This window comes from Thermoleptolyngbya sp. C42_A2020_037 (assembly GCF_015272455.1).
Taxonomy (GTDB): domain Bacteria; phylum Cyanobacteriota; class Cyanobacteriia; order Elainellales; family Elainellaceae; genus Thermoleptolyngbya.
This window is the reverse complement of sequence record NZ_JACYLP010000046.1, coordinates 45,293-66,092: the sequence shown is the minus strand read 5'-3', so window position 1 is coordinate 66,092 and position 20,800 is coordinate 45,293. Positions and strand designations below refer to the sequence as shown.

The following is a 20,800-nucleotide window of genomic DNA, read 5'->3' as shown; positions in this document are numbered from 1 at the left end:
CAACACCTGCGTCTAGATAAAACTTCACGTTTCGCCTTCAGGTCGTCGCCATGAACCAGCACGCTTTGTCCGCTGAGCCGCCCCATGTTTTGAATCACCTGCCCGATTGTCAGGGACTCTATGATCCACAGTTTGAGCATGATGCCTGCGGTGTGGGCTTTGTGGTGCAGATGAAGGGGCAAAAATCCCATGACATCATTGAGCAAGCGCTGACGATTTTGATTAATCTGGATCATCGGGGCGCGTGTGGCTGCGAGAGCAATACGGGCGACGGCGCGGGAATTTTAATGCAAATTCCCCACAAGTTTTTGGAGAAAGTAGCAGCAGTCGAAGGCATTGCGCTGCCTGCACCGGGGCAGTATGGCGTGGGGATGACCTACACCTCGCCCGATCCGGAACAGCGGCGGCGGGGAGAGGCGATCGCCGCTCAGATTATCGCCGAGGAAGGACAAACGCTGCTGGGCTGGCGCGACGTGCCAACGGATAATTCATCCCTGGGCAACACCGCAAAGGCCAGCGAACCGTTTATGCGGCAACTGTTCATTCAGCGATCGCCCGATTTGACCGATGATCTGGCGTTCGAGCGCAAGCTATTTGTCATTCGCAAGCGCGTTCACAAAGCCATTCGCACTGCTGGTATCGATCCGTTCTGGTATCAGGCTAGTTTGTCGTGCCGCACGCTGGTCTATAAAGGGATGCTGATGCCGGAGCAGGTAGGCAAATACTATCCCGACTTGCATGATCCAGACATGGAGAGTGCGCTGGGTCTGGTGCATTCACGCTTTAGTACCAACACGTTCCCAAGCTGGGAGCGATCGCACCCCTATCGCTACATCGCCCACAACGGCGAAATCAATACCCTGCGAGGCAACATCAACTGGATGCACGCCCGTCAAGCCTTGTTTGAGTCCGATCTGTTTGGGGATGACCTGAAAAAAGTCCCCAACCTGATCAACATCAACGGCAGTGACTCCGGAATCTTCGACAACACGCTGGAACTGCTGACCTTGGCCGGGCGATCGCTCCCCCACGCCGTCATGATGATGATTCCTGAACCCTGGACGGCTCACGAGTCCATGAGCCAGGAAAAGAAGGCGTTTTACGAATACCACGCCTGCCTGATGGAACCCTGGGATGGCCCTGCTTCCATCGCCTTTACTGACGGCACTGTAGTAGGAGCGGTGCTAGATCGCAACGGGCTGCGTCCCTCCCGCTACTATGTCACGCATGATGATCTGGTGATCATGGCCTCGGAAGCGGGCGTGCTGCCCATCGAGCCAGAGCGCGTCGCCCACAAGGGTCGCCTCCAGCCCGGCCGCATGTTCCTGGTAGACATGAATCAGGGACGCATCATTGCCGACGACGAGCTAAAGCAGCAAATCGTCACCCAGCAGCCCTACCGCGAGTGGCTGGATCGGTATCTGGTGGATCTCGCCAGTTTGCCCTCTGCAACTGAATCTCCCGCTGCTCTCCCCGCCGACCTCACTCGTCTGCAAACCGCCTTTGGCTACACCTTTGAAGACCTGCGGATGCTGCTGCTGCCGATGGCGCGAGACGGCGTGGAGGCGGTGGGCGCAATGGGCACGGATACGCCGCTATCGGTGCTGAGCGATCGCCCCAAGCTGCTCTACACCTACTTCAAGCAGTTGTTTGCCCAGGTAACGAATCCGCCCATCGACTCGATTCGTGAGGAAATTATTACCTCGGCGGAAACCACCATCGGTTCCGAGCGCAACCTGCTGGAACCCGTGGCCGAAAGCTGCCAGATGATCAAGCTGAAAACGCCGATTCTGACGAATGCAGAACTGGCGAAGCTGAAGGCACAACAAGATGGGCCGTTCCGCTCGGCAACGCTGCCGATCGTGTTTGACCCGCAGGCCGGTGCGGCCGGGCTGGAGCAGGCATTGGATGCGCTGTTTGCGGCGGCGGATGGGGCGATCGCCGCTGGAGCCAGTATTTTAATCCTGAGCGATCGCTCCATCAGCGAAACTCAGGCCCCCATCCCGGCGCTGCTGGCAGTGGCGGGACTGCACCACCACCTGATTCGCCAAGGCACGCGCACCCGCTGCGGCATCGTGCTGGAGTCGGGCGAACCTCGTGAGGTGCATCACTTTGCGACGCTGATCGGCTATGGCTGCGGCGCGATTAATCCCTATCTGGCGTTTGCGACCCTCCAGGGCATAATCGACGACGGGCTGCTGGTGGATGTGGACTACGCCACGGCCTGTAAAAATTATGTCAAGTCTGCCACCAAGGGCGTGATCAAAGTCGCCTCAAAGATTGGCATTTCCACCATCCAGAGCTATCGTGGGGCGCAGATTTTTGAGGCAATCGGGCTAAATCGGGCCGTCGTGGATCGCTACTTTAGCTGGACGGCCTCGCGTATCGAAGGTGTAGGCTTAGAGGTCATTGCCCAGGAAGCGATTTTGCGACATCATCATGCCTTCGCGGAACGCACGACGGATAACGAAACGCTCGATGTGGGCGGCGAATATCAATGGCGGAAGGATGGCGAAGCGCACTTGTTCAGCCCGCTGACGATCCACACGCTGCAACAGGCTGTGCGCGAGGGCAGCTACGAGTTGTTCAAGCAATATTCCGCCCTAGTGAATGAGCAAAATCAACAATACTTCACGCTGCGCGGATTGCTGCAATTCAAGCCACGGCAGCCCGTGCCGATTGAGGAAGTGGAGCCGGTGGAGGCGATTCTGAAGCGCTTCAAGACGGGGGCAATGAGCTACGGCTCCATTTCCAAAGAGGCGCACGAAACGCTGGCGATCGCCATGAACCGCATTGGCGGCAAGTCCAACACGGGCGAGGGCGGCGAAGACCCCGACCGCTACACCTGGACGAACGAGCGCGGCGATTCCAAAAACAGCGCGATTAAGCAAGTCGCCTCTGGTCGCTTTGGCGTGACTAGTCTCTACCTGTCCCAGGCAAAGGAAATCCAGATCAAGATGGCCCAGGGTGCAAAACCCGGCGAAGGCGGCCAGCTTCCGGGCAAGAAGGTCTATCCCTGGATTGCCAAGGTGCGCCACTCAACCCCTGGCGTGGGGCTAATTTCGCCGCCGCCGCACCACGATATTTACTCCATCGAAGACCTGGCGGAACTAATCCACGACCTAAAAAATGCCAACCGCGAGGCCCGCATCAGTGTCAAGCTCGTTTCCGAAGTGGGCGTGGGCACGATTGCCGCTGGGGTTTCAAAAGCCCACGCCGACGTGGTGCTGATTTCTGGCTTCGATGGCGGCACGGGCGCATCGCCCCAGACCTCTATCAAGCACGCAGGCTTGCCCTGGGAACTGGGACTGGCGGAAACCCACCAAACCCTGGTGCTAAACAATCTGCGATCGCGCATTGTGGTAGAAACCGATGGGCAGATGAAGACGGGGCGGGATGTGGTCATTGCTGCTCTGCTGGGAGCCGAGGAGTTTGGCTTTGCTACTGCGCCGCTGGTGACGCTGGGCTGCATCATGATGCGGGCCTGCCACCTCAACACTTGCCCGGTGGGGATTGCCACCCAAGACCCTCGGCTGCGCGAGAAGTTCACGGGCGACCCGCAGCACACGGTCAATTTCATGACTTTCATCGCCCAGGAAGTGCGAGAAATCATGGCGGAACTGGGCTTCCGCACGCTGAACGAAATGGTTGGCCGGACGGATGTGCTGGAACCCAAACGCGCTATCGACCACTGGAAAGCCAAAGGGCTGGACTTTTCCAAAATCCTCTATCAGCCAGAAGTCGGGCCAGAAGTCGGCCGCTATTGCCAGATGCCACAGGATCATGGGCTGGAAAAATCCCTCGACCTGACAACGCTGCTGGATCTCTGCCAGCCCGCCATCGAGCGGGGCGAACCCGTCCGCGCTACGCTGCCGATCAAAAACGTGAATCGCGTTGTCGGCACGATCCTCGGCAACGAAATCACCAAGCGCCATTGGGAAGGGTTGCCGGACGACACCGTGCATCTGCATTTCCAGGGCAGCGCGGGCCAGAGCCTCGGTGCGTTTGTGCCGCGCGGCGTAACGCTAGAACTGGAGGGCGACGCGAATGATTACCTGGGTAAGGGCCTCAGCGGCGGCAAGATTATTGTCTATCCACCTGCTGGTTCGACGTTTGTGGCGGAAGAAAACATTATTGTCGGGAATGTGGCGCTCTATGGAGCGACCGCTGGCGAACTGTATGCGCGGGGCATCGCGGGCGAACGCTTTGCGGTTCGCAACTCTGGCGTGACGGCGGTGGTGGAGGGTGTGGGCGACCACGGCTGCGAATATATGACCGGCGGCAAGGTGGTCGTGCTGGGCAGCACCGGGCGTAACTTTGCTGCGGGCATGAGCGGCGGCGTGGCCTACGTACTGGACGAGGCAGGCGATTTTGCGACCCGCTGCAACACGGCAATGGTGGGGCTGGAAAGCCTGGAGGACGCTGAAGAAATCAGCGACCTGCGCCAGTTGATTCAGCAGCACGCTGACTATACCCAGAGCGCTGTGGCTCAGCGAGTCCTGGCTGACTGGGAGAATACCGTGCCGAAGTTCGTCAAGGTGATGCCGAAGGACTATAAGCGCGTGCTAGAGGCGATCGCCGCTGCCATGTCCTCTGGACTCAGCGGCGATGACGCTCTCGCTGCCGCCTTCGAGCAAAACGCCCGCGACGTGGCCCGCGTGGGCGGCAGCTAAATCCTTGTTACAGAGTGGGTTTGCGCCTACTCTGTAACGCCTATGTGCCGCTAGTTGTCTTAAAGAAGGCAGTAATTAGGGCATTGACGGCTGGACTTAGATTCGCCAGCACTACAACGGAAGCCGTTGCAATGATGATGGTCGTCGCCATCCGTACCATCCCATCTGTCCCTTTCTGATAAGCATCGAACTTGTAGTCTAGCTTTTCAACTTGATTCTCCAACTGTTCAACCTTGCCGCCAACTCCTTGGACTTGTTGCTCTAGTTGCTCAAACCGATTATCAAGCTGCTCAAACTTCTGATTCACGTCATCTCGAAACAGAATAAATTCGTCTCGAAACTGAATCAGGACATCTCGAATGTCGCTATTGCTTTGATTATCTGGAACTTGCATGATTTCGTTTCTGCGCTGAACCTAGCCTAACTCATCCCTTTAGAGATCTAATCCGTCAAAACACCACCATGGGAAAACCAACTGGCTTTATCGAATTTCTCCGCGAAGCGCCCACCGAACGCGAACCGGGCGATCGCATTCGCGACTGGAACGAGTTTCATAACCCCATGCCGGAGGATCGGCTCCGCACTCAAGGGGCCCGCTGCATGGACTGTGGCATTCCCTTTTGCCATACGGGAATGCTGGTCAGCGGCATGGCCAGCGGCTGCCCCATCAACAATCTGATTCCAGAATGGAATGACCTGGTGTATCGCGGGCTGTGGCGCGAAGCCCTCGATCGCCTCCACAAGACCAACAACTTCCCTGAATTTACCGGGCGCGTCTGTCCGGCTCCCTGCGAAGGCTCCTGCGTGCTGGGCATCAACAATCCGCCCGTCACCATCAAAAACATCGAGTATTCCATCATCGAAAAAGGCTGGGAAGAAGGCTGGATCACGCCCAAACCGCCCGCCCACCGCACGGGCAAAAAAGTGGCGATCGTCGGTTCTGGCCCGGCCGGGCTGGCCGCCGCCGACCAGCTTAACCGCGCTGGCCACTGGGTGACGGTGTTTGAGCGGGCCGATCGCCCCGGTGGGCTGCTGATGTACGGCATCCCCAACATGAAGCTGGATAAGGAAAAGATCGTGCGGCGGCGGCTGGATTTGTTAGAAGCCGAGGGCATCGAGTTTATTTGCAATACGGAAATCGGCAAAGACCTGCCAGCCGAAGCCTTGCTGCGGGATTATGATGCCGTGATTCTTTGCACAGGCGCAACCAAACCGCGCGACCTGCCGATTGAAGGGCGGAACCTGAACGGGATTCACTTTGCAATGGAATTTCTCACAGAAAATACCCGCGCCGTTCTCGATAAACAACCCGGAAAAGACTACATTTCCGCAGCCGGAAAGGATGTAGTGATTATCGGTGGCGGGGACACCGGAACCGATTGTGTGGGAACGTCGATTCGCCACGGCTGCAAGAGCCTGGTGCAGCTTGAAATCATGCCCAAACCCCCGCTAGAACGCGCTGCCAACAACCCTTGGCCAGAATGGCCCAAGGTCTACAAGATGGACTATGGGCAAGAAGAGGCGGCAGCCATGTTTGGGGCGGATCCGCGCACGTACCTCACCACTACAACGAAGTTTGAAGGGGATGAAAATGGGAACGTGAAAGCGATTCACATTACGCAGGTGGAATGGACAAAGAATGACAAAGGCCAGTTCATTCCCGAACCCGTTCCCGGAACAGAAAAAGTGCTGCCCGCTCAACTGGTGCTGTTGGCGATGGGCTTCCTGGGCCCAGAACAGCCGCTGCTGGACTCCCTGGGTATCGAGCGCGACCCCCGCAGCAATATCAAAGCTGCCCACGGTCAGTTCACCACCAGCCTTCCTGGCGTGTTTGCCGCGGGCGACTGTCGCCGGGGACAGAGCCTGATTGTCTGGGCGATCAACGAAGGGCGCGGCGCAGCGCGGGAGTGCGATCGCTACTTGATGGGCAGCACAGATCTGCCGTAAGGGATGAAAAATGCTCATCGTTTCTACCCCTTTTCTTCTACAACCCCTTACCCCCCGACCCCTATGAATACTCCCTCTCCTCGCACCGTGTATCACAACCTCCGGCTGCTGGAACAGGTCAATGCGGCCACCAGCGCTCTCTATCGCCAGTTGGCTCAGGAGGTGATTGCTGATCCGAATGTCGATTTGGTCTGGCGACAGGCGATCGCCAATCGGCTACATCAGGCGAATCACCAGTTGGGGCAAAAAACCGTTAGTAAAGGAGATAGCTATTAGCCTGCGAAAGATACAGCATTTTCTTGCAGGGTGAGATCGCGCTGTCCTGCAAAGACAAAGGTTTTGTAGCCTTCTGCGTACCTCACTAGCTTCAAAAACGCTGTAATGAGATGATGGGATCAGGAAATCAGGCAGGGGGAGAATGATGAGAGCCGTGTTCTGTTTCGTTGGGATGCCAATACTTCAACACGCTGTCCCCCTGTCATCGCCTCTCCCCCTTGCATCCTCACTTCATCTGCCCCTCGCCAATCGCCGCCCGCGCATTGCGCCGCATCATCTCCGGCTTGATCCGCCGCAGCGCCGAAGCCGTCGTGCGATCGCCCCATTCTTCATCCGAGATCTCGGCTAGCTCTGCCAGCGGCGGGTTGACGTGCCAGGGATAGGGCTGAAACTCGGCTACATCCGTCGGTTGGGCAAAGCGCTGATTCCAGGGGCACACGTCTTGGCAGATGTCGCAGCCTGCCACCCAGCCGTTGAGGTTGGTGGCAATGTCGGCGGGTAGTTCTGCGGCGCGGTTTTCGATGGTGTGGTAAGCGATGCAGCGGTTGGCATCGACGACAAAGGGTTCCACAATTGCGCCTGTGGGGCACGCCTCGATGCAGCGGGTGCAGGTGCCGCAGTGCTGGGTGTGGGGTGTATCTGCTTCCAGCGGGAAGTTCGTCAGCACTTCACCCAAAAACACCCAGGAGCCATACTCGCGGGTAATCAGGTTGCTGTTCTTGGCAATCCAGCCCAGCCCGGCCCGTTCCGCCCACACCTTATCCTGAATCGGCCCTGTGTCGGCATAAAAGCGCGTCTGGATGCCGTCGCCCTGCGCCTCCAGCCAGCGACACAGCGCCTTCAGCTTTTTGTGCAGGACGCGGTGATAGTCTCGTCCCCAGGCGTAGCGCGAGATGTGGGCGGTGGTTGGGTCGGGCGATCGCTCCAGGTCAACGTAGTAATTGATCGTGACGCAGATGACGGACTGCACCTCCGGCATAATTTGCCGCACATCTTGCCGTCGGGGATTTGCCATCCACGCCATATCCGCGTGATAGCCCTGCGCCAGCCAGCGGTTCAGTCCCTCTGATTCTGCTTCGACGGTTGCAACGGCCGCAATGCCCACTTTGTGAAACCCTAACTCCAGCGCGGCTTGCTTTACCTGCTCTGACTGAACAGATTTGGAACCAAGGGATATCATTTGAGCCTAAAAATTGAGACTTGAGCTACTGAGCATCGGGGCTGGAGAAGGTGGTTGCTGGCAGATTGGGAACTAGCACTGCCGTCTCACCTTCAGTTTCAATCTCATAAAATAATCGGCTCTCTGCCGAAGCGCAGCAGAGCGCATCCTCCGGTTCATAGCGGTTAAACCGAGCGCTCAACTCGTCCGGTTGATACAGATCCACGCTGAACACGCTGCCGTCGGTGCGAGAATCCATCACATTGGGTGATATCGTGCCGACGAAAGCCCCCTTGCTAAACACGAATACTTGATAACTCAGCGGGCGGCACATCCCGTCAGCGCTTGCCATGCCGGTAATGATAGTTGTGTCGTTAAAAATCTGGACGGCTCCGGTCAGCGTCCAGCCCGCAGCCTCCACCAGAGCATCTTCGGGCAAGGTCGCCTGACGAAAGGTTCGCTCACAATATTCCAGGTTGCCGCCGCCTTCTGGCTGGGGCGCGGCGGGAATAGCAGCACCGGGCTGGTTCCAGTTGGGAGTGTTTTCGTCGAGCCAGGCGCTAGCGGATCTGGGTGGTGGGGTTTGGGCGACTCGCGAAGCGATCCCTGCGGGAATCGCCCCCGACAGCCCAGTCACCCAAGCCAGAAATGCAGCGCTAAGAAGGGAAGTAGAACGACGCATAGGGTTGATTTTTGACAAAATTTCTAAAGGAAGTTTGAACAGAACTCTAGCGGGGATCTGACGGAAATTTGCAAAGAAATAGAATACAAGTAGTTCAGGACTTACGCACTTGCAATGAGTTTTCTGGGGTTTGGATAATTTCTCGCGGGCACCGCCCGCGAGAAATTATCCAACTTCGTAAGTCCTAATAGTTATACCAGAGGAACCATAGAGCAAATCGAACCGCCTAGCGACTCAATCTCTAAAGCAGACAACTAGACCCCATGCTCGTGCAATCCTCTCACTACCAACCTCAAGCGAGCGATACGAGCCTTGCCGCAGACTAGTTTCGGTTCAAACTGCTGCGCCAACAGTCTGCGGCCAGTCGCCTGGAAATGGCAGTCGCGCTGCAAAGGAGTGCCCGTGAGCTGTCATGGGTCAGCCTCCAGCAGCAGTTTCCATCCTTGTCTCCCCAGGCGTTTGCTGAAAAAGTGGCGACCTTTACTTTGCGTCTCCAGAAGATTTGATTTTGAGCAAGCTGCAATGGCGGCAATTCAGCCAGTTAGAGCAGCAGTGGCGAGACATTTTAGGAATCTTGAAACCCCAAATGGATCAGCTTGACATCGCCTACTTGCCAAACTGGTCTATCCAATTGGGGGTTGCGGCTGATCTAGAACGCGCATTCCAGGAATCGGGTTTGGCTTAGGAAATTGGGTTTAAGAGAAAGGGTTAAGATAGACAATCGCAGCATTATTTATATTCGATCAGGGCGTTGCGGCGACCGAGCAGGCGATTGACGTGAAATTGCAGCACGCCCGCCAGCCCCGGAAACTTGCCCAGCACGCAAGATATGGCGTAGGGCAGCGCGTCGGAGGCTTTGTAGCCCTGCTGTTTGAAATAGCGATAGATGCGATAGGTCATGACCGGATAGCCCAGCAGCAGCAGCAGGCTGAGGCCCTTAATTAACGGTGCAAGGGCGATCGCCCCCAGGGGAATTCCCAATCCCCAAAGCCAGATACTCCGGGTTTCCTTCACCCAGTGGCGTTCGGGGGGTGTGCCGTGCAGCCAGGAGCCTTCGGCGTAGGCGTGGCCGGCCCGCTTCGTGCGCTTCCACCACTGAGCAAAGCGCGTCATATTCGCGTCGTGTAGCGTCATCTCGGCATCCAGCCGAAAGATCTTCCAGCCCTGCTGCCGCAAGCGCACACACAGTTCCGGCTCCTCGCCTGCGATCAGCGTGGGGTTATAGCCGCCCACCTGCTGCACCGCCGCCACCCGCATCAGCGCATCGCCGCCACATGCCTTCGCCTCGCCTACGGGCGTATTCCACTCGATGTCGCATAAGCGATTATAGAGCGTCGCGTCGGGAAAGCGTTCGCGCCGCCGCCCGCACACCACAGCCCAATCGGGATGGTCGCGCAGTGCCTGAGCCGCCTGCTCTAGCCAGCCAGCCACAACCTCGCAGTCACCATCGACGAACTGCACAAATTCCACTTGGGGAAGCAGTTCTAGCAATCGGGCAAACCCAGCATTGCGGGCGCGGGCAGCGGTGAAGGGAATCGACAGATCCAGCGCGACCACCTCCGCACCGAGCGATCGCGCTAGTTCCACGCTCCCGTCTGTGGAGCCAGAATCCACATAAACGACTTGCGCTGCCAGCCCCACAACTGATGAGAGGCACTGCCGCAGGCGATCGCCCTCGTTGCGCCCAATTGCAACAACTCCTACACTGTTCATCGAGTTGCCCTCTGTGGATATCTCTTCGTGCCCTTTCGGTGCCGTTCTAGCGCCCTTCTAGGGCCCTTCTAGCGTCCTTCTAGTGCCCCTTTACATTGGGCAAGCGCTGCTATACGGACACTTCCATCGCTAGATTACCCAGTTTCTGGGGCAACCCCGCAATGAGATAACGCTTCAAGACAACTCAATCCCTAGCCAAGCCCTAAAGCGGCGGATTATTGCGGTGTCCCAGCACTTGCGACTTCAGCTCGTTGAAATCGTTGACCAGTTCCTTCCGATTTGAGGCCCGCAGCAGATAGCGATAGACAAACCACGCCGTATAGCCCAGCCCAATCAGCTCGAAGGTCGGGGCTAGCAGGGGAATATCGTTGACCGACCGCAGAATCGCCAGCACCAGCCGCACCGCAATCAGCGCTGCCAGCAGCAGACCGATGGTGACAAAGGGGCTTTTGTATTGCCCAAAAAACTCAGATAGGTATTTGGGCAGGTCGGCAACAAATTCTGTTGCTTTATCCACGTACTCACGCCACTCTTCGCCCGTGTTTTCCTCGGTGCCGAAGGAAGTCAGCTTTCCCGTGTCCTCGGCGTTGATAAAGTCAGGGGTGTTAATTTCGTTTTTGACTTCAGGTTCCATAACCGTTCCTTATTACAACAACAATCGGGTGACAGCAATCTGAGGTTTCGCGATTGGATACTGTTGAATCGTATGAATCGTGTTCAGGTCGGACAGCACTTGCCAAGATGATAGTCTAACGAACTGCTGTCCTCTGGCAACAACTATTTGTAACTACTCTTGTAACTACTCCTGTACCTCTCGCCCTGCGATCTCCGTTTGGAACGACAGAAACCTTGCAGGAAAAGACATTTAGATTTTTTCAAAAAAATTCTTACCTTTAGATTCCATTTGACACTAAAGCAGACCTTGAGAAAATGCAAGACTACCCTCCTGTCTTGTCGAACAACCTGAGTCTTGCAGGACAAGCGCAAGAGAGGAAGGGCAGTTGGCGATCAAAGAGTTGACAAATCTTTAACTTGGGACAGCGACTCCCATGCTTCCTATTGCTCTCGTTCTCAGGCTTCTCCGTATTTGGGGTCGTCTCCCTCGCTGCATTTTAGACAGACACGCGATAAGCTGAGGGCGTTTGGTGTGGGTGTGTTTGGGTTGCATTTTGGTAGGCAAGCTGACGATGGACATTCAGCATATTCACTTTTATGTGGACCATGCGGGGGAATGGCGCGAGTGGTTGATCGAGCGGTTGGGCTTTTTGCCTGTGGCGACGGCCCGCAGCCGCGAAACCTGGACAGAAATCGTGCGCTGTGGGGGCGTGTGGATAGCGGTATCCTCAGCCCGAACCCGCAGTAGCCCAGTGGCGCGTTATCTCGATCGGCACCCGCCGGGAGTCGCGGACTTGGCATTTAGTGTGAGCAACGTGACGGCAACCATGAACCAGGCGATCGCCGCTGGGGCAACCGTGTTGCAGCCCGTTGTAGCAGAAGACTTGCTCAACGGCACCCTGCGCTGGGGGGCGATCGCCGGATGGTCAGACCTGCGCCACACGCTGCTGGAATGGTCGGGACAAGCGGCAGTCCCCCTGTGGGCCACCTTGCCCAATTTAGAAACGCTGGACTTTTGGGAGCCGGGAGCCATGTCGCCCCATTGCGCTGGTTTTTTTGAACAGATCGACCATGCAGTGCTGAATGTGGCAGCAGGCGACCTAGAGCCAGCCACCGTCTGGTATGAACAGGTCTTAGGGCTGCGACGACAGCAGGGCTTCACTATTCAGACCGAGCGTTCTGGGCTGTGCAGCCGCGTGTTGGGGCATCCTGGCGGCACGGTGCAACTGCCGATTAATGAACCCGCCTCGCCCAACTCTCAAATTCAGGAGTTTCTCGATATCAACCAGGGCGCAGGGATTCAGCACGTTGCGCTGCGGACGCGGGATGCCCTGGGGGCGATCGCCCAGTTGCGCCAGCGCGGGGTCGAGTTTCTCGATGTGCCGCCAGAATATTACGCCCAACTGCGGCAGCGTGAGGGCTTTTCGCTGTCGGAGGAGGCCTGGCGGGCGATCGCCCAGCAGCAAATCCTGGTTGATTGGGCCGCCCACGAACCGAACGCCATGCTGCTCCAGGCATTTACCCAGCCCATCTTTCCACAGCCAACCTTCTTCCTAGAGGTGATCGAACGCCGCGCCTACTGGGCCGGTCAGCAGCAGCGCCTCCCCGACGGCTTTGGCGAGGGCAATTTTCAAGCTCTGTTTCGCGCAATGGAGCGAGAGCAGCAGAAGCGGGGGAGTCTGGGGTAAAGAGAGGCATCCCTCTGCATGGCTGTTGCGGCCCCCAACCCTGCTGCCCTTGCTGCCCCAGTTACACAGGCGTTGCGGAGGAATGCCGCCGCTCCTGTCGCATCAGCAGATAGCCCACCACCAGCCAGAAAATCAGCAATCCAGCCGTTAGCAGCAACACAGGAACCAGTCCCCAGCTATTCACCAGGGCCGGAGCCGCAGCGGTAAATAGGCCGCCGCCCACAATAGGTTCAAAGAACAACTGCTTGTAGGCGAAGCTTTCAAATGCGCCGGTGCTGTTGTCGGGGTCCACCATTCGCAGAAGCAAAATGCCCGTTGCGGTCACGCCCATCGACTGGCCCATGTCGCCGATGCCCTTTTCAAACCAATGTTGCGAAAACAGGCGCGGAGCCAGCCACAGGAAGATGAGTACGTTCCACAAAATGCCCAGGATGCTGAGCGTCAGAAATACGCCCAGGTTGCCGCCGATTACTCGCAGCGAGATGGAGGCGATCGCCGCAATCACAACCACATCCAGCGCCACGCCTGCAATATTCTGAATCATCGGGCGAATAACCAGCGCCCCCAGTCCCAGCCGATTCAAAATGGACTGAGTAATAATGCCGCCTACCAGCGCCAGCGGAAACAGCGGCACAAACGGCATCACCACAAAGCCCGTCTGTCCCCAGGTGACGGACTCAATCCACTTCAGCGCCTCTAGCAAGAGCCAGCCAATGGCGATCGCCATGCCAACAATGCCAAAGTTAATCGACAGCGGATCGACCAGCAGATTTCGCAACAGCCGCGCCCGCTGCTGTCGCAGTTCTGGCGTTTCGGCCACCACGTTCAGGTCGGGAATTTCCTCTGGCTCGATAGCGTTGCGGTTAATCGAAGCAACATAGCCCTTGCGCCGCCCCCAGTCGGCCAGCGCCGTGCCCAGCACAATGCCCGACACAATGCCCACCGTTGCCAGACCAATCGCCAGGTCTGCGCCATCGGCATACCCCAGATTGTTGAGCGTTTCTGCCATACCACCCGCCGTGCCGTGGCCGCCCTCAAAGGCGATTTCGATCAAGCAGGAGGCGATCGGGTTTGCCCCAAACACCGGCCCTAAAATCAGCAGTGTTGCCAAAATGCCGACGACATATTGCCCCCAGGCGAGGGTCTGCCCAAATACCACCTGCGGTGCAGCTTTGCGCCAGATGTCGCGGGGCGGCGGAATCGTCTCGCCGAGAAATAGCGCAGCAAAGACGATGTTGATAAACACGCCGGGAGCCTGCGACCAGACGGTGCGGACATTTTCGGAAAACAGACCGCCCGCCAGCAGCGACTCTTCGCCGCCAAGGGCCGTGGCGATCGCCCCCAATACTTGCGGCCCCAGCAGCAGCGCCAGCACCCCCGCAATAATCGACGCAGGCAAATAGAGCCGTTGAAAAAAGCGAATTTTATGCTTCAAATAGCGCCCCGCCAGCAGCAATATCGCCAGCAACACAAAGGCAAATAAGACCGTTCGTAAATTAAACACAATTTCTCCCAGCCCTTACGGCAGATGACCAACCCGCCCGTCAACCCATTTGCAGCGCTGCAAGTTTTTGGAGACGGGCGAATGACAACTTGATTGCTATATAGCCTTTTATTAAGGCAGCAAGCCGTAACTCAGGGCACAGGTTTGATAGGAAGTGTTACAGAGGACGGGGAACCAGGAGGACGAGAAACCGGAATGATGCGGATTTTGGAGTTTGGAGTTTGGATTATCGGGCAAACCGCTGCGGGGCTTCTCGCCAGCCTTAAAAATACAGGAGCCTGAAGCAGCGCCAGTTCCTAGAAATTCCGCATCACCCACTGCTGAAACTCCGGGTCTGTCCCAAAGATTAGGCTGGGGCACTGGGTCGGCCGCACGCTGCGATGGGTCACGATATTTGCCTTAGGAATCCCATAGGCATCCAGTAAATACCGAATCAGCGTAATGCTGGCCTTTTCCTGGGCAGGCGTAAAGCCCTTTTGTGCAGGCGTGGCTTCGTGTTCAATGCCGATCGAGCGATCATTCACATCCTTATTGCCTGCATGAAAAGCGCAGTAGTCGTCCTGCACCATCTGAATAATTTCGCCGGAGCGATCGATGATGTAGTGCGCCGACACCTGCGAGGTCGAGCTTTGGAACGTGTTGATGGCGCTCTGCACCGGAGCCACCGTGTTGTGAAACACAATGCTGTTAATCTTGAACCCTTCGCGGCGAGCGCGATAGTTAGACGGGTGCGCCGGAATAAACGTCACCTGGGGTTTGGGCATTCCGCCAGAGCCGCCGCCTTCGTGGCCAGTTCCCGGCTTGGGCTGGGGTTCTGGCCCTGGCACGCCGACCGCCACCACCATGCCCCCCGGCGCATCGTCGCGCTTAAACCACTCGTGCATCGGGCGAATGTTGAGTTCCTTTTCGCCATTAGCGCGGGGCTTTTTGAAAATTCGCTCCAGATAGTAGCCACCTTCCATCAGGTAAATGGCAGAGTCGGTTTCTTTGATCCAGGTTGCCATGCGGGTCGTCTCCTAGCGTTGCACCGATTTTAGATTTTGGATTTTGGATTTTTCGTTCTTCCTTCTTCGTTCTTCGTTCTTCGCTCTTCGTTCTTCCTTCAAATCCAAAATCGAGAACTAACATAGTCTGCCCAGAGTGACAATAGTCCAGCTAGAATGACGAACCGGGCTGCTTGAGAAATTCGACTTCTTCTGGCGTGGAGCGTCGCCCCAGAATGTGATTGCGATGGGGAAAGCGGCCGAAGCGCTGGATGATGTCGCGGTGACGCAAAGCATAGTCATAGGGGTCGTGGAGTTCGGGGGCGATCGCCGCTAGCTTTTGCATCAAGTCTACACACTGCTGCTGGTGCGCCAGGTTTTCGCTATGTTCCAGCGGTAGGTAGAGAAACAGCCGCTCCAGTGGATTCAGCGCCTGATCCAGCCCACGGGCGATCGCCCCTTGGCTCACCGCCAGTGCCTTTGCGTCCGTGGCAAAGGCTTTGGGCGTGTTGCGAAAGATATTGCGCGGAATCTGATCTAGCAGTAGCACCAGCGCCAGACAGGAACGCGGTTCCCCCTGCCACTCGTCCAGGTCGCCCCTGGCGGCCTGCTCATAGAGCGCCAGGAAGCGATCGCGCATCCGTTCGTCTGTTTTGGGGTTTTTGGTAAACCACAGCTTGCGACGCTGCTCATAGCTGCGGTCTGTTTCGTCGGGCGCACCAAACCAAAAGTCTAGAAGGCTGCTGGGTGAAGGAGGCATATCTGTCTTGGGTCAAGGGGAACGGGTTTCAAGCGTTTTGGAACACGGTAGGGCGATCGCCACCGAAGGAACGTCTACATCAGGTAGGAGCTGCGCTGAGTGACGCGGGCAGTTCCCAAATCCGAGCGGTGCCGTCTGCCCCGGCGGAGGCTAGCCATTTGCCATCGGGACGAAAGCTGACGCTCCAGACTGCACGGCGATGTCCCTCAAAGGTTTCCACAAGTCCACCATTCAGGTTCCAGAAGCGAACTGTGCCATCGGTGCTGGCGGTGGCGAGATGCGCTTGATCTGGGCTAAAGGCAACGTCCCACACGGCGCGTCGATTGTCCCCAAAGATGGCGAGCGATCGCCCGTTCAGGTTCCACAATCGGGCTGTGCCGTCGGCTCCGGCGGTGGCGAGGCGCTGGCCGTCGGGGCTGAAGGCAACGCTCCACACGGCGCGATCGTGCCCGCGAAACACCACCAACTGGCGACCCGTTAAAGTCCACAGGCGGGCTGTACCGTCTGCTCCAGTGGTGGCGAGGCGCTGGCCGTCGGGGCTAAAGGCGACGCTCCATACGGCGCGATTGTGTCCCCGAAACACGACCAACTCTCGCCCCTCCAAGTCCCACAGGCGGGCTGTACCGTCGGTGCTGGCGGTGGCAAGGTGCTGTCCATCTGGGCTAAAGGCGACGTCCCACACCGCGCGATCGCCCGCTGAAAATACCGTCAGTTCGTCGCCATCCAGGGCCCACAGGCGGGCTGTGCCGTCGGCGCTGGCGGTGGCAAGGCGCTGTCCATCTGGGCTAAAGGCAACGCTCCACACGGCGCGTTCATGGCCCACGAGTTGGGCTAGCTCGTGACCTGCATCGTCCCACAGGCGAGCCGTGCCGTCGGCTCCGGCCGTGGCGATTTGCTCTCCATCTGGGCTGAACACCGCGCTCCACACGGCGCGTTGATGTCCCCTCAGCACCCTGATTTGATGTTCTGGCGGCGGCTCTGGCGTTTGAGGGGATTCTGAACGGAAGTCGGGCGATCGCCCTAGTCCCTCTTCGGTCGGAGTCGCTGACCACGGCGCAGGCAGGTTCAAACTGGGCAATGGTGTAGCAGGCGCAGCAACAGGACGCGCCAAATCTGCTAGCGTCAGGTGATTGCCCGGTTGATCTGGCGATTTACCTGGCGGTTTACCTGGTGGTTTACCTAGCGGTTTACCTGACTGTTTGCCCGGCTTGATCGAGTCGCCTACTGGCGAGAGGTTGGGGGGCAACCAGACTTGAAACAACTGCTGCCAGCGATCGCCCGCCTCGTTCCAGAAAGTATCGGCCGCCTCCATCAACCCCTGATTCCTGGCGATCTCCCGATTGCTCTCCGGAATCATCAGCATTGGGGCGGCTGGCAATGGTGGCTCTAGCATCCGCAGAGAACCCCAACCCTCGACTAGTGAAAAGGCATTGCCATAGAACAACCAGCCGCCCAATAGCCAAGTGCCCAGGACGACCGAAACCTGCACCGCCCGCCAGCGTCGTCGGTTGGAACCCAAACCACTCATCTAGCGAAGGGCGATCGCGCCGCCGAGGCCATCTGTAAAACCATGACACGCCTAACCAGGACAAGCCTGACTATACTGGCTGCTCCGTCCGAAAATAACGATCGCTCGACTACATCTTTTGTCATCGCGCTTCACCCCTGCACATCCGATTGATGGGGTAAAGAAGCAGAAGACAAAAGGCAAAAGAAGGGGCAGGGTAGTTTTTATAGCGAAACGGGCCTTGACCGCTCTAAGCGCTGTCAAAACCCGCTGCTCAAAAAGAATATATGTCTTACGGACGTTCGCACTGGGTGCAAACAAACTGGGCACAGATAAATGCCGCACAGACAACTGCTGCCCTAACCTGTGAACCTCAACCGAGTAGACATCAGCCGCGTAGAGATTAATAGTAAATCTTACCGCCGCCCCACTTGGCTCCCACCACCTTAGGCTGAATTAGGATGTGTCCTGCAATCACCTTCAGGTCATCTTGGGTCAGGTTCCGCATCTTGGGGAAGATGTCGGTGCTCTTGGTGCTGGGGTGCAGCTCCGAAATTTCGGTCTGTCCGTCATAGGTGGTGGGATTGTTCATATAATCCACCAAAGCTTCGATGTTGGTGCGCGGGGGCGTGGCCAGCGCCAGGGTTTCGGGATCTAGCCCTACGTTAGGGTCGGTTTTGGTGATGCCGCCGACGTGACACTGACCACAGGCATAGTTAAACAGGCGCTTGCCGTCTGCAACCTGCTTTTGCGTGAGTGTGATTGTGTCTCCTGCCGCATTGAGAGGCACCGTGCGCGTCGCAGCGTCGAGTTCAGCGGCGATCGCAGCCCCACCGACAACCTGGAAGATAAAAAGGGCTATCCCCACAACTAGCCAGACGTATCTCTTAAGCACAGAAATCGTTCTCCTTCCATCCAAGAACATCAATATAAATTGAGGCAGCTACAGACCCAACTCCATCCTGACCCAGTGTGATGGCTCAGTCCGCGATGGCTAAGCATGAACCCTAGACAGGACAGAACTGCAACCTGGTGAAACTGCCAAAAATGGCTCAGATACCTGCAAATTAAATTGAATTCAGATATCGGCAGCTCAACACAGCATCCGGCAACCTGACCCAACTCTTCTCGCCCCACCACAGGGTTTTCCAGCCGCAGCCTTAAATGAGAGGAATTGTTAAGGTATGTCAGGCAATCCTAATTCTTTATCATGCCATCGATTGAGACTCTTTATGAAGGGACTCTGGAGATTGTGGCGAGATTCTGGAAGGATTGTGTGGAGCAATGTGGAGCAATATTCTAGGGCGATCGCCCTAGCAGTGCATCAGTCCTGCCTTCTCTAGGCGAGAATGGGAATACTCCTGAAGGGATTTGCGATTTGTCCAGCCCCCATCCAGCAAGCCGGAGTCAAGACAAACCATGAGAACCGTGTTGATTGTGGACGACAGCCAAACTTTGCGGCAAATGCTTTTGGAACTGCTTCAGGGCAACGGACTCCAAGTCATGGAGGCAACCAACGGCATTGAAGCCAAGGCAATGATCCAATCCAACGCACCGGATTTGGTCATCACCGACCTGATCATGCCAGAGATGAACGGCTACGAACTTTGTCGCTGGATCAAAAACGACCCCGCTGCTCAAAAAATTCCCGTCCTCATTTGCTCGACAAAAAGCGAAGAATTTGACCGCTATTGGGGCATGAAGCAGGGCGCAGATGCTTATATCACCAAGCCTTTTCACCCGCCAGAGTTGCTTAAAACCGTCAAGCAACTGCTTCAGAGTCACCGCTAGATGTAGCCATTGCCCAGCGAAGACATCCCCTGTGACCCCAAGCCATAAATCTTGCCCACGTTAAATCCTGTCGGGGTATTCGGACGCGCCAAAAGGGTCTATGCTGCTTAGCAAGTCTGGTGCTGTCTATACATTCCTCAAAGACATAGACCTGTGAGCTACAGGAATCCCGTTCCCACCGTAGATATCATCATTGAACTCATGGATCGGCCCTACCGACCCATCGTGCTAATCGAACGGCTAAACCCGCCCTTTGGCTGGGCCCTGCCGGGGGGCTTTGTGGACTATGGCGAGTCGGTAGAGGATGCTGCGGAGCGCGAGGCCGCTGAGGAAACCGGGCTGCAAGTCAAGCTGACGGAGCAGTTTCAAGTGTATTCTGACCCACAGCGCGACCCCCGGCTCCACACTCTCAGCGTCGTGTTTCTGGCAACGGCCAAGGGCGACCCCTTTGCAGGCGACGATGCCAAAAATCTGGGCGTGTTTGAGATTTGGGACTTACCCAGCAATTTGTGCTTTGACCATGACCGGATCTTGCGAGATTATCGCTATTTTCGGGAGCATGGGCTGCGGCCAAAGTTGGGATAGCGCTTGAGATAAATCTAAGGTGAGGAGGATATGGTATGCGGGAAGTGATTCGGACAGAGGCGGCTCCGGCTCCGGTGGGGCCCTATAGTCAGGCGATCGCCGCTCAGGGGCGACTGGTGTTTGTCGCAGGGCAGATTCCCCTGCATCCCGAAACGGGGGCGATCGTGGGCGAAGAGGTTTCTACCCAGACGGAGCAAGTGCTGGCAAATCTGGAGGCGATTTTGAAGGCAGCGGGCGCGACGTTTGCCGATGTGGTCAAGACGACGGTTTTCCTAGCTGATATGAATGACTTTGGGGCTATGAATAGCGTGTATACTCGCGTCTTTGACGAGGCGACGGCTCCGGCGCGGGCCTGCGTGGAGGTAGCGCGGCTGCCCAAGGATGTGCGCGTAGAAATCGAGTGTATTGCGGTTGTGAATCCCTGAACAAAGCTAAAAAGTCGGGGTAAATTCGCGCAATTGACACTTGGCGGTTCGGTTCACCCACCTCCCCCAACCCCAGCAGGATTGTTACAGTATTAATCAATAACCACTGTCTGAGCGAGGTTACTGCTGTGAACAATGCGTCTAACAAAATCTCAGAGCTGTTTGGCGATGGTGCAGAATCGGGAAATCTGCTCTGGCAGTATGTTCAATCCATGAGTCCTGAGACGGTCGCTCAACTCTCCAAGCCTGGGTCTCAGGAAGTGTTTCAGGTCATGGAGCGCAATATCATTGGACTGCTAGGTGGCTTGCCCTCTGAGCATTTTGATGTGTCGATTACGACCAGCCGCGAGAACTTGGGTCGCTTGCTGGCCTCAGCAATGATGAGCGGCTACTTTCTCCGCAACGCTGAGCAGCGCATGGCGTTTGAGCGATCGCTCCAGGATGTGCCCGAAGTTGGTTAGGTGCGTCTGTGAGTCAAGGTTCGGATTTTCA

Annotated in this window: 18 protein-coding genes; 8 read left to right on the top strand and 10 right to left on the bottom strand. The window is 56.9% G+C overall.

Annotated features, from left to right (window positions below):
* Positions 1-50: 50 nt before the first annotated feature.
* Complete coding sequence (gene gltB / locus IGS16_RS15730; protein ID WP_297086996.1) at positions 51-4,673, top strand: glutamate synthase large subunit; 4,623 nt, start codon at positions 51-53, stop codon at positions 4,671-4,673.
* Between the two features lie 40 nt (positions 4,674-4,713).
* On the opposite strand, the gene IGS16_RS15725 is transcribed toward gltB, so the two are convergent.
* Entirely contained in the window at positions 4,714-5,067 is a 354-nt protein-coding gene (locus IGS16_RS15725) for a hypothetical protein (protein ID WP_297086994.1), read from the bottom strand.
* A 68-nt stretch (positions 5,068-5,135) separates the two neighbouring features.
* Between IGS16_RS15725 and IGS16_RS15720 the strand changes: the two genes are divergently transcribed.
* Both IGS16_RS15720 and IGS16_RS15715 read left to right on the top strand, forming a co-directional pair.
* The gene (locus IGS16_RS15720) at positions 5,136-6,620 is read left to right on the top strand and encodes a glutamate synthase subunit beta (RefSeq protein WP_297086993.1); all 1,485 of its coding nucleotides are present in this window, start codon (positions 5,136-5,138) and stop codon (positions 6,618-6,620) included.
* A 63-nt stretch (positions 6,621-6,683) separates the two neighbouring features.
* Complete coding sequence (locus tag IGS16_RS15715) at positions 6,684-6,896, top strand: hypothetical protein (protein ID WP_297086991.1); 213 nt, start codon at positions 6,684-6,686, stop codon at positions 6,894-6,896.
* Between the two features lie 226 nt (positions 6,897-7,122).
* Here IGS16_RS15715 and queG read toward each other — a convergent pair whose 3' ends face one another.
* The 4 genes from queG to IGS16_RS15695 all read right to left on the bottom strand — a co-directional run bounded on the left by queG (position 7,123) and on the right by IGS16_RS15695 (position 11,084).
* Entirely contained in the window at positions 7,123-8,076 is a 954-nt protein-coding gene (gene queG / locus IGS16_RS15710; RefSeq protein WP_297086989.1) for a tRNA epoxyqueuosine(34) reductase QueG, read from the bottom strand.
* A gap of 25 nt (positions 8,077-8,101) precedes the next feature.
* A complete protein-coding gene (locus IGS16_RS15705; protein WP_297086987.1) occupies positions 8,102-8,737 on the bottom strand; it encodes an LppP/LprE family lipoprotein in 636 nt (211 codons plus the stop codon).
* A 729-nt stretch (positions 8,738-9,466) separates the two neighbouring features.
* On the bottom strand, positions 9,467-10,450 hold the full coding sequence (locus IGS16_RS15700; protein ID WP_297086985.1) for a glycosyltransferase: 984 nt from the start codon (positions 10,448-10,450) through the stop codon (positions 9,467-9,469).
* A 202-nt stretch (positions 10,451-10,652) separates the two neighbouring features.
* Positions 10,653-11,084, bottom strand: a complete 432-nt coding sequence (locus IGS16_RS15695) for a CAAD domain-containing protein (protein ID WP_068515090.1) — start codon at positions 11,082-11,084, stop codon at positions 10,653-10,655.
* Between the two features lie 511 nt (positions 11,085-11,595).
* Here IGS16_RS15695 and hppD point away from each other — a divergent pair.
* Positions 11,596-12,753, top strand: coding sequence for a 4-hydroxyphenylpyruvate dioxygenase (gene hppD, locus IGS16_RS15690; RefSeq protein WP_297087091.1), 1,158 nt, complete (start codon positions 11,596-11,598; stop codon positions 12,751-12,753).
* Positions 12,754-12,814: 61 nt separating this feature from the next.
* Here the strand turns inward: hppD and IGS16_RS15685 are convergent, their stop codons facing one another.
* The 5 genes from IGS16_RS15685 to psbV form a co-directional block, all read right to left on the bottom strand.
* Positions 12,815-14,257 carry a sodium/glutamate symporter gene (locus IGS16_RS15685; RefSeq protein WP_297086982.1) on the bottom strand — a complete coding sequence of 481 codons (1,443 nt, stop codon included), beginning with the start codon at positions 14,255-14,257 and terminating at the stop codon, positions 12,815-12,817.
* A gap of 296 nt (positions 14,258-14,553) precedes the next feature.
* Complete coding sequence (locus tag IGS16_RS15680; protein WP_297086980.1) at positions 14,554-15,261, bottom strand: peptidoglycan recognition family protein; 708 nt, start codon at positions 15,259-15,261, stop codon at positions 14,554-14,556.
* Positions 15,262-15,412: 151 nt separating this feature from the next.
* The gene (locus IGS16_RS15675) at positions 15,413-16,000 is read right to left on the bottom strand and encodes a DUF924 family protein (protein WP_297086978.1); all 588 of its coding nucleotides are present in this window, start codon (positions 15,998-16,000) and stop codon (positions 15,413-15,415) included.
* A 79-nt stretch (positions 16,001-16,079) separates the two neighbouring features.
* Positions 16,080-17,528, bottom strand: coding sequence for a WD40 repeat domain-containing protein (locus tag IGS16_RS15670; RefSeq protein WP_297086976.1), 1,449 nt, complete (start codon positions 17,526-17,528; stop codon positions 16,080-16,082).
* 382 nt (positions 17,529-17,910) lie between these two features.
* Positions 17,911-18,402 carry a photosystem II cytochrome c-550 gene (psbV, locus tag IGS16_RS15665; protein ID WP_068515074.1) on the bottom strand — a complete coding sequence of 164 codons (492 nt, stop codon included), beginning with the start codon at positions 18,400-18,402 and terminating at the stop codon, positions 17,911-17,913.
* A gap of 524 nt (positions 18,403-18,926) precedes the next feature.
* Between psbV and IGS16_RS15660 the strand changes: the two genes are divergently transcribed.
* From IGS16_RS15660 to IGS16_RS15645, 4 genes are all read left to right on the top strand, one after another.
* Positions 18,927-19,298 carry a response regulator gene (locus IGS16_RS15660; RefSeq protein WP_172358005.1) on the top strand — a complete coding sequence of 124 codons (372 nt, stop codon included), beginning with the start codon at positions 18,927-18,929 and terminating at the stop codon, positions 19,296-19,298.
* A 153-nt stretch (positions 19,299-19,451) separates the two neighbouring features.
* Positions 19,452-19,883 carry an NUDIX hydrolase gene (locus tag IGS16_RS15655; protein ID WP_172358006.1) on the top strand — a complete coding sequence of 144 codons (432 nt, stop codon included), beginning with the start codon at positions 19,452-19,454 and terminating at the stop codon, positions 19,881-19,883.
* A 35-nt stretch (positions 19,884-19,918) separates the two neighbouring features.
* A complete protein-coding gene (locus IGS16_RS15650; RefSeq protein WP_068515068.1) occupies positions 19,919-20,308 on the top strand; it encodes a RidA family protein in 390 nt (129 codons plus the stop codon).
* Positions 20,309-20,436: 128 nt separating this feature from the next.
* A complete protein-coding gene (locus IGS16_RS15645; RefSeq protein ID WP_068515063.1) occupies positions 20,437-20,769 on the top strand; it encodes a DUF760 domain-containing protein in 333 nt (110 codons plus the stop codon).
* The last annotated feature ends 31 nt before the right edge of the window (positions 20,770-20,800 follow it).

Bases quoted from the DNA above. Each gene is read 5' to 3' on its own strand.
- gltB (WP_297086996.1), top strand. From the start codon at position 51: ATGAACCAGCACGCTTTGTCCGCTGAGCCGCCCCATGTTTTGAATCAC.
- IGS16_RS15725 (WP_297086994.1), bottom strand. From the start codon at position 5,067: ATGCAAGTTCCAGATAATCAAAGCAATAGCGACATTCGAGATGTCCTG.
- IGS16_RS15720 (WP_297086993.1), top strand. From the start codon at position 5,136: ATGGGAAAACCAACTGGCTTTATCGAATTTCTCCGCGAAGCGCCCACC.
- IGS16_RS15715 (WP_297086991.1), top strand. From the start codon at position 6,684: ATGAATACTCCCTCTCCTCGCACCGTGTATCACAACCTCCGGCTGCTG.
- queG (WP_297086989.1), bottom strand. From the start codon at position 8,076: ATGATATCCCTTGGTTCCAAATCTGTTCAGTCAGAGCAGGTAAAGCAA.
- IGS16_RS15705 (WP_297086987.1), bottom strand. From the start codon at position 8,737: ATGCGTCGTTCTACTTCCCTTCTTAGCGCTGCATTTCTGGCTTGGGTG.
- IGS16_RS15700 (WP_297086985.1), bottom strand. From the start codon at position 10,450: ATGAACAGTGTAGGAGTTGTTGCAATTGGGCGCAACGAGGGCGATCGC.
- IGS16_RS15695 (WP_068515090.1), bottom strand. From the start codon at position 11,084: ATGGAACCTGAAGTCAAAAACGAAATTAACACCCCTGACTTTATCAAC.
- IGS16_RS15680 (WP_297086980.1), bottom strand. From the start codon at position 15,261: ATGGCAACCTGGATCAAAGAAACCGACTCTGCCATTTACCTGATGGAA.
- IGS16_RS15675 (WP_297086978.1), bottom strand. From the start codon at position 16,000: ATGCCTCCTTCACCCAGCAGCCTTCTAGACTTTTGGTTTGGTGCGCCC.
- IGS16_RS15670 (WP_297086976.1), bottom strand. From the start codon at position 17,528: ATGAGTGGTTTGGGTTCCAACCGACGACGCTGGCGGGCGGTGCAGGTT.
- IGS16_RS15660 (WP_172358005.1), top strand. From the start codon at position 18,927: ATGAGAACCGTGTTGATTGTGGACGACAGCCAAACTTTGCGGCAAATG.
- IGS16_RS15650 (WP_068515068.1), top strand. From the start codon at position 19,919: ATGCGGGAAGTGATTCGGACAGAGGCGGCTCCGGCTCCGGTGGGGCCC.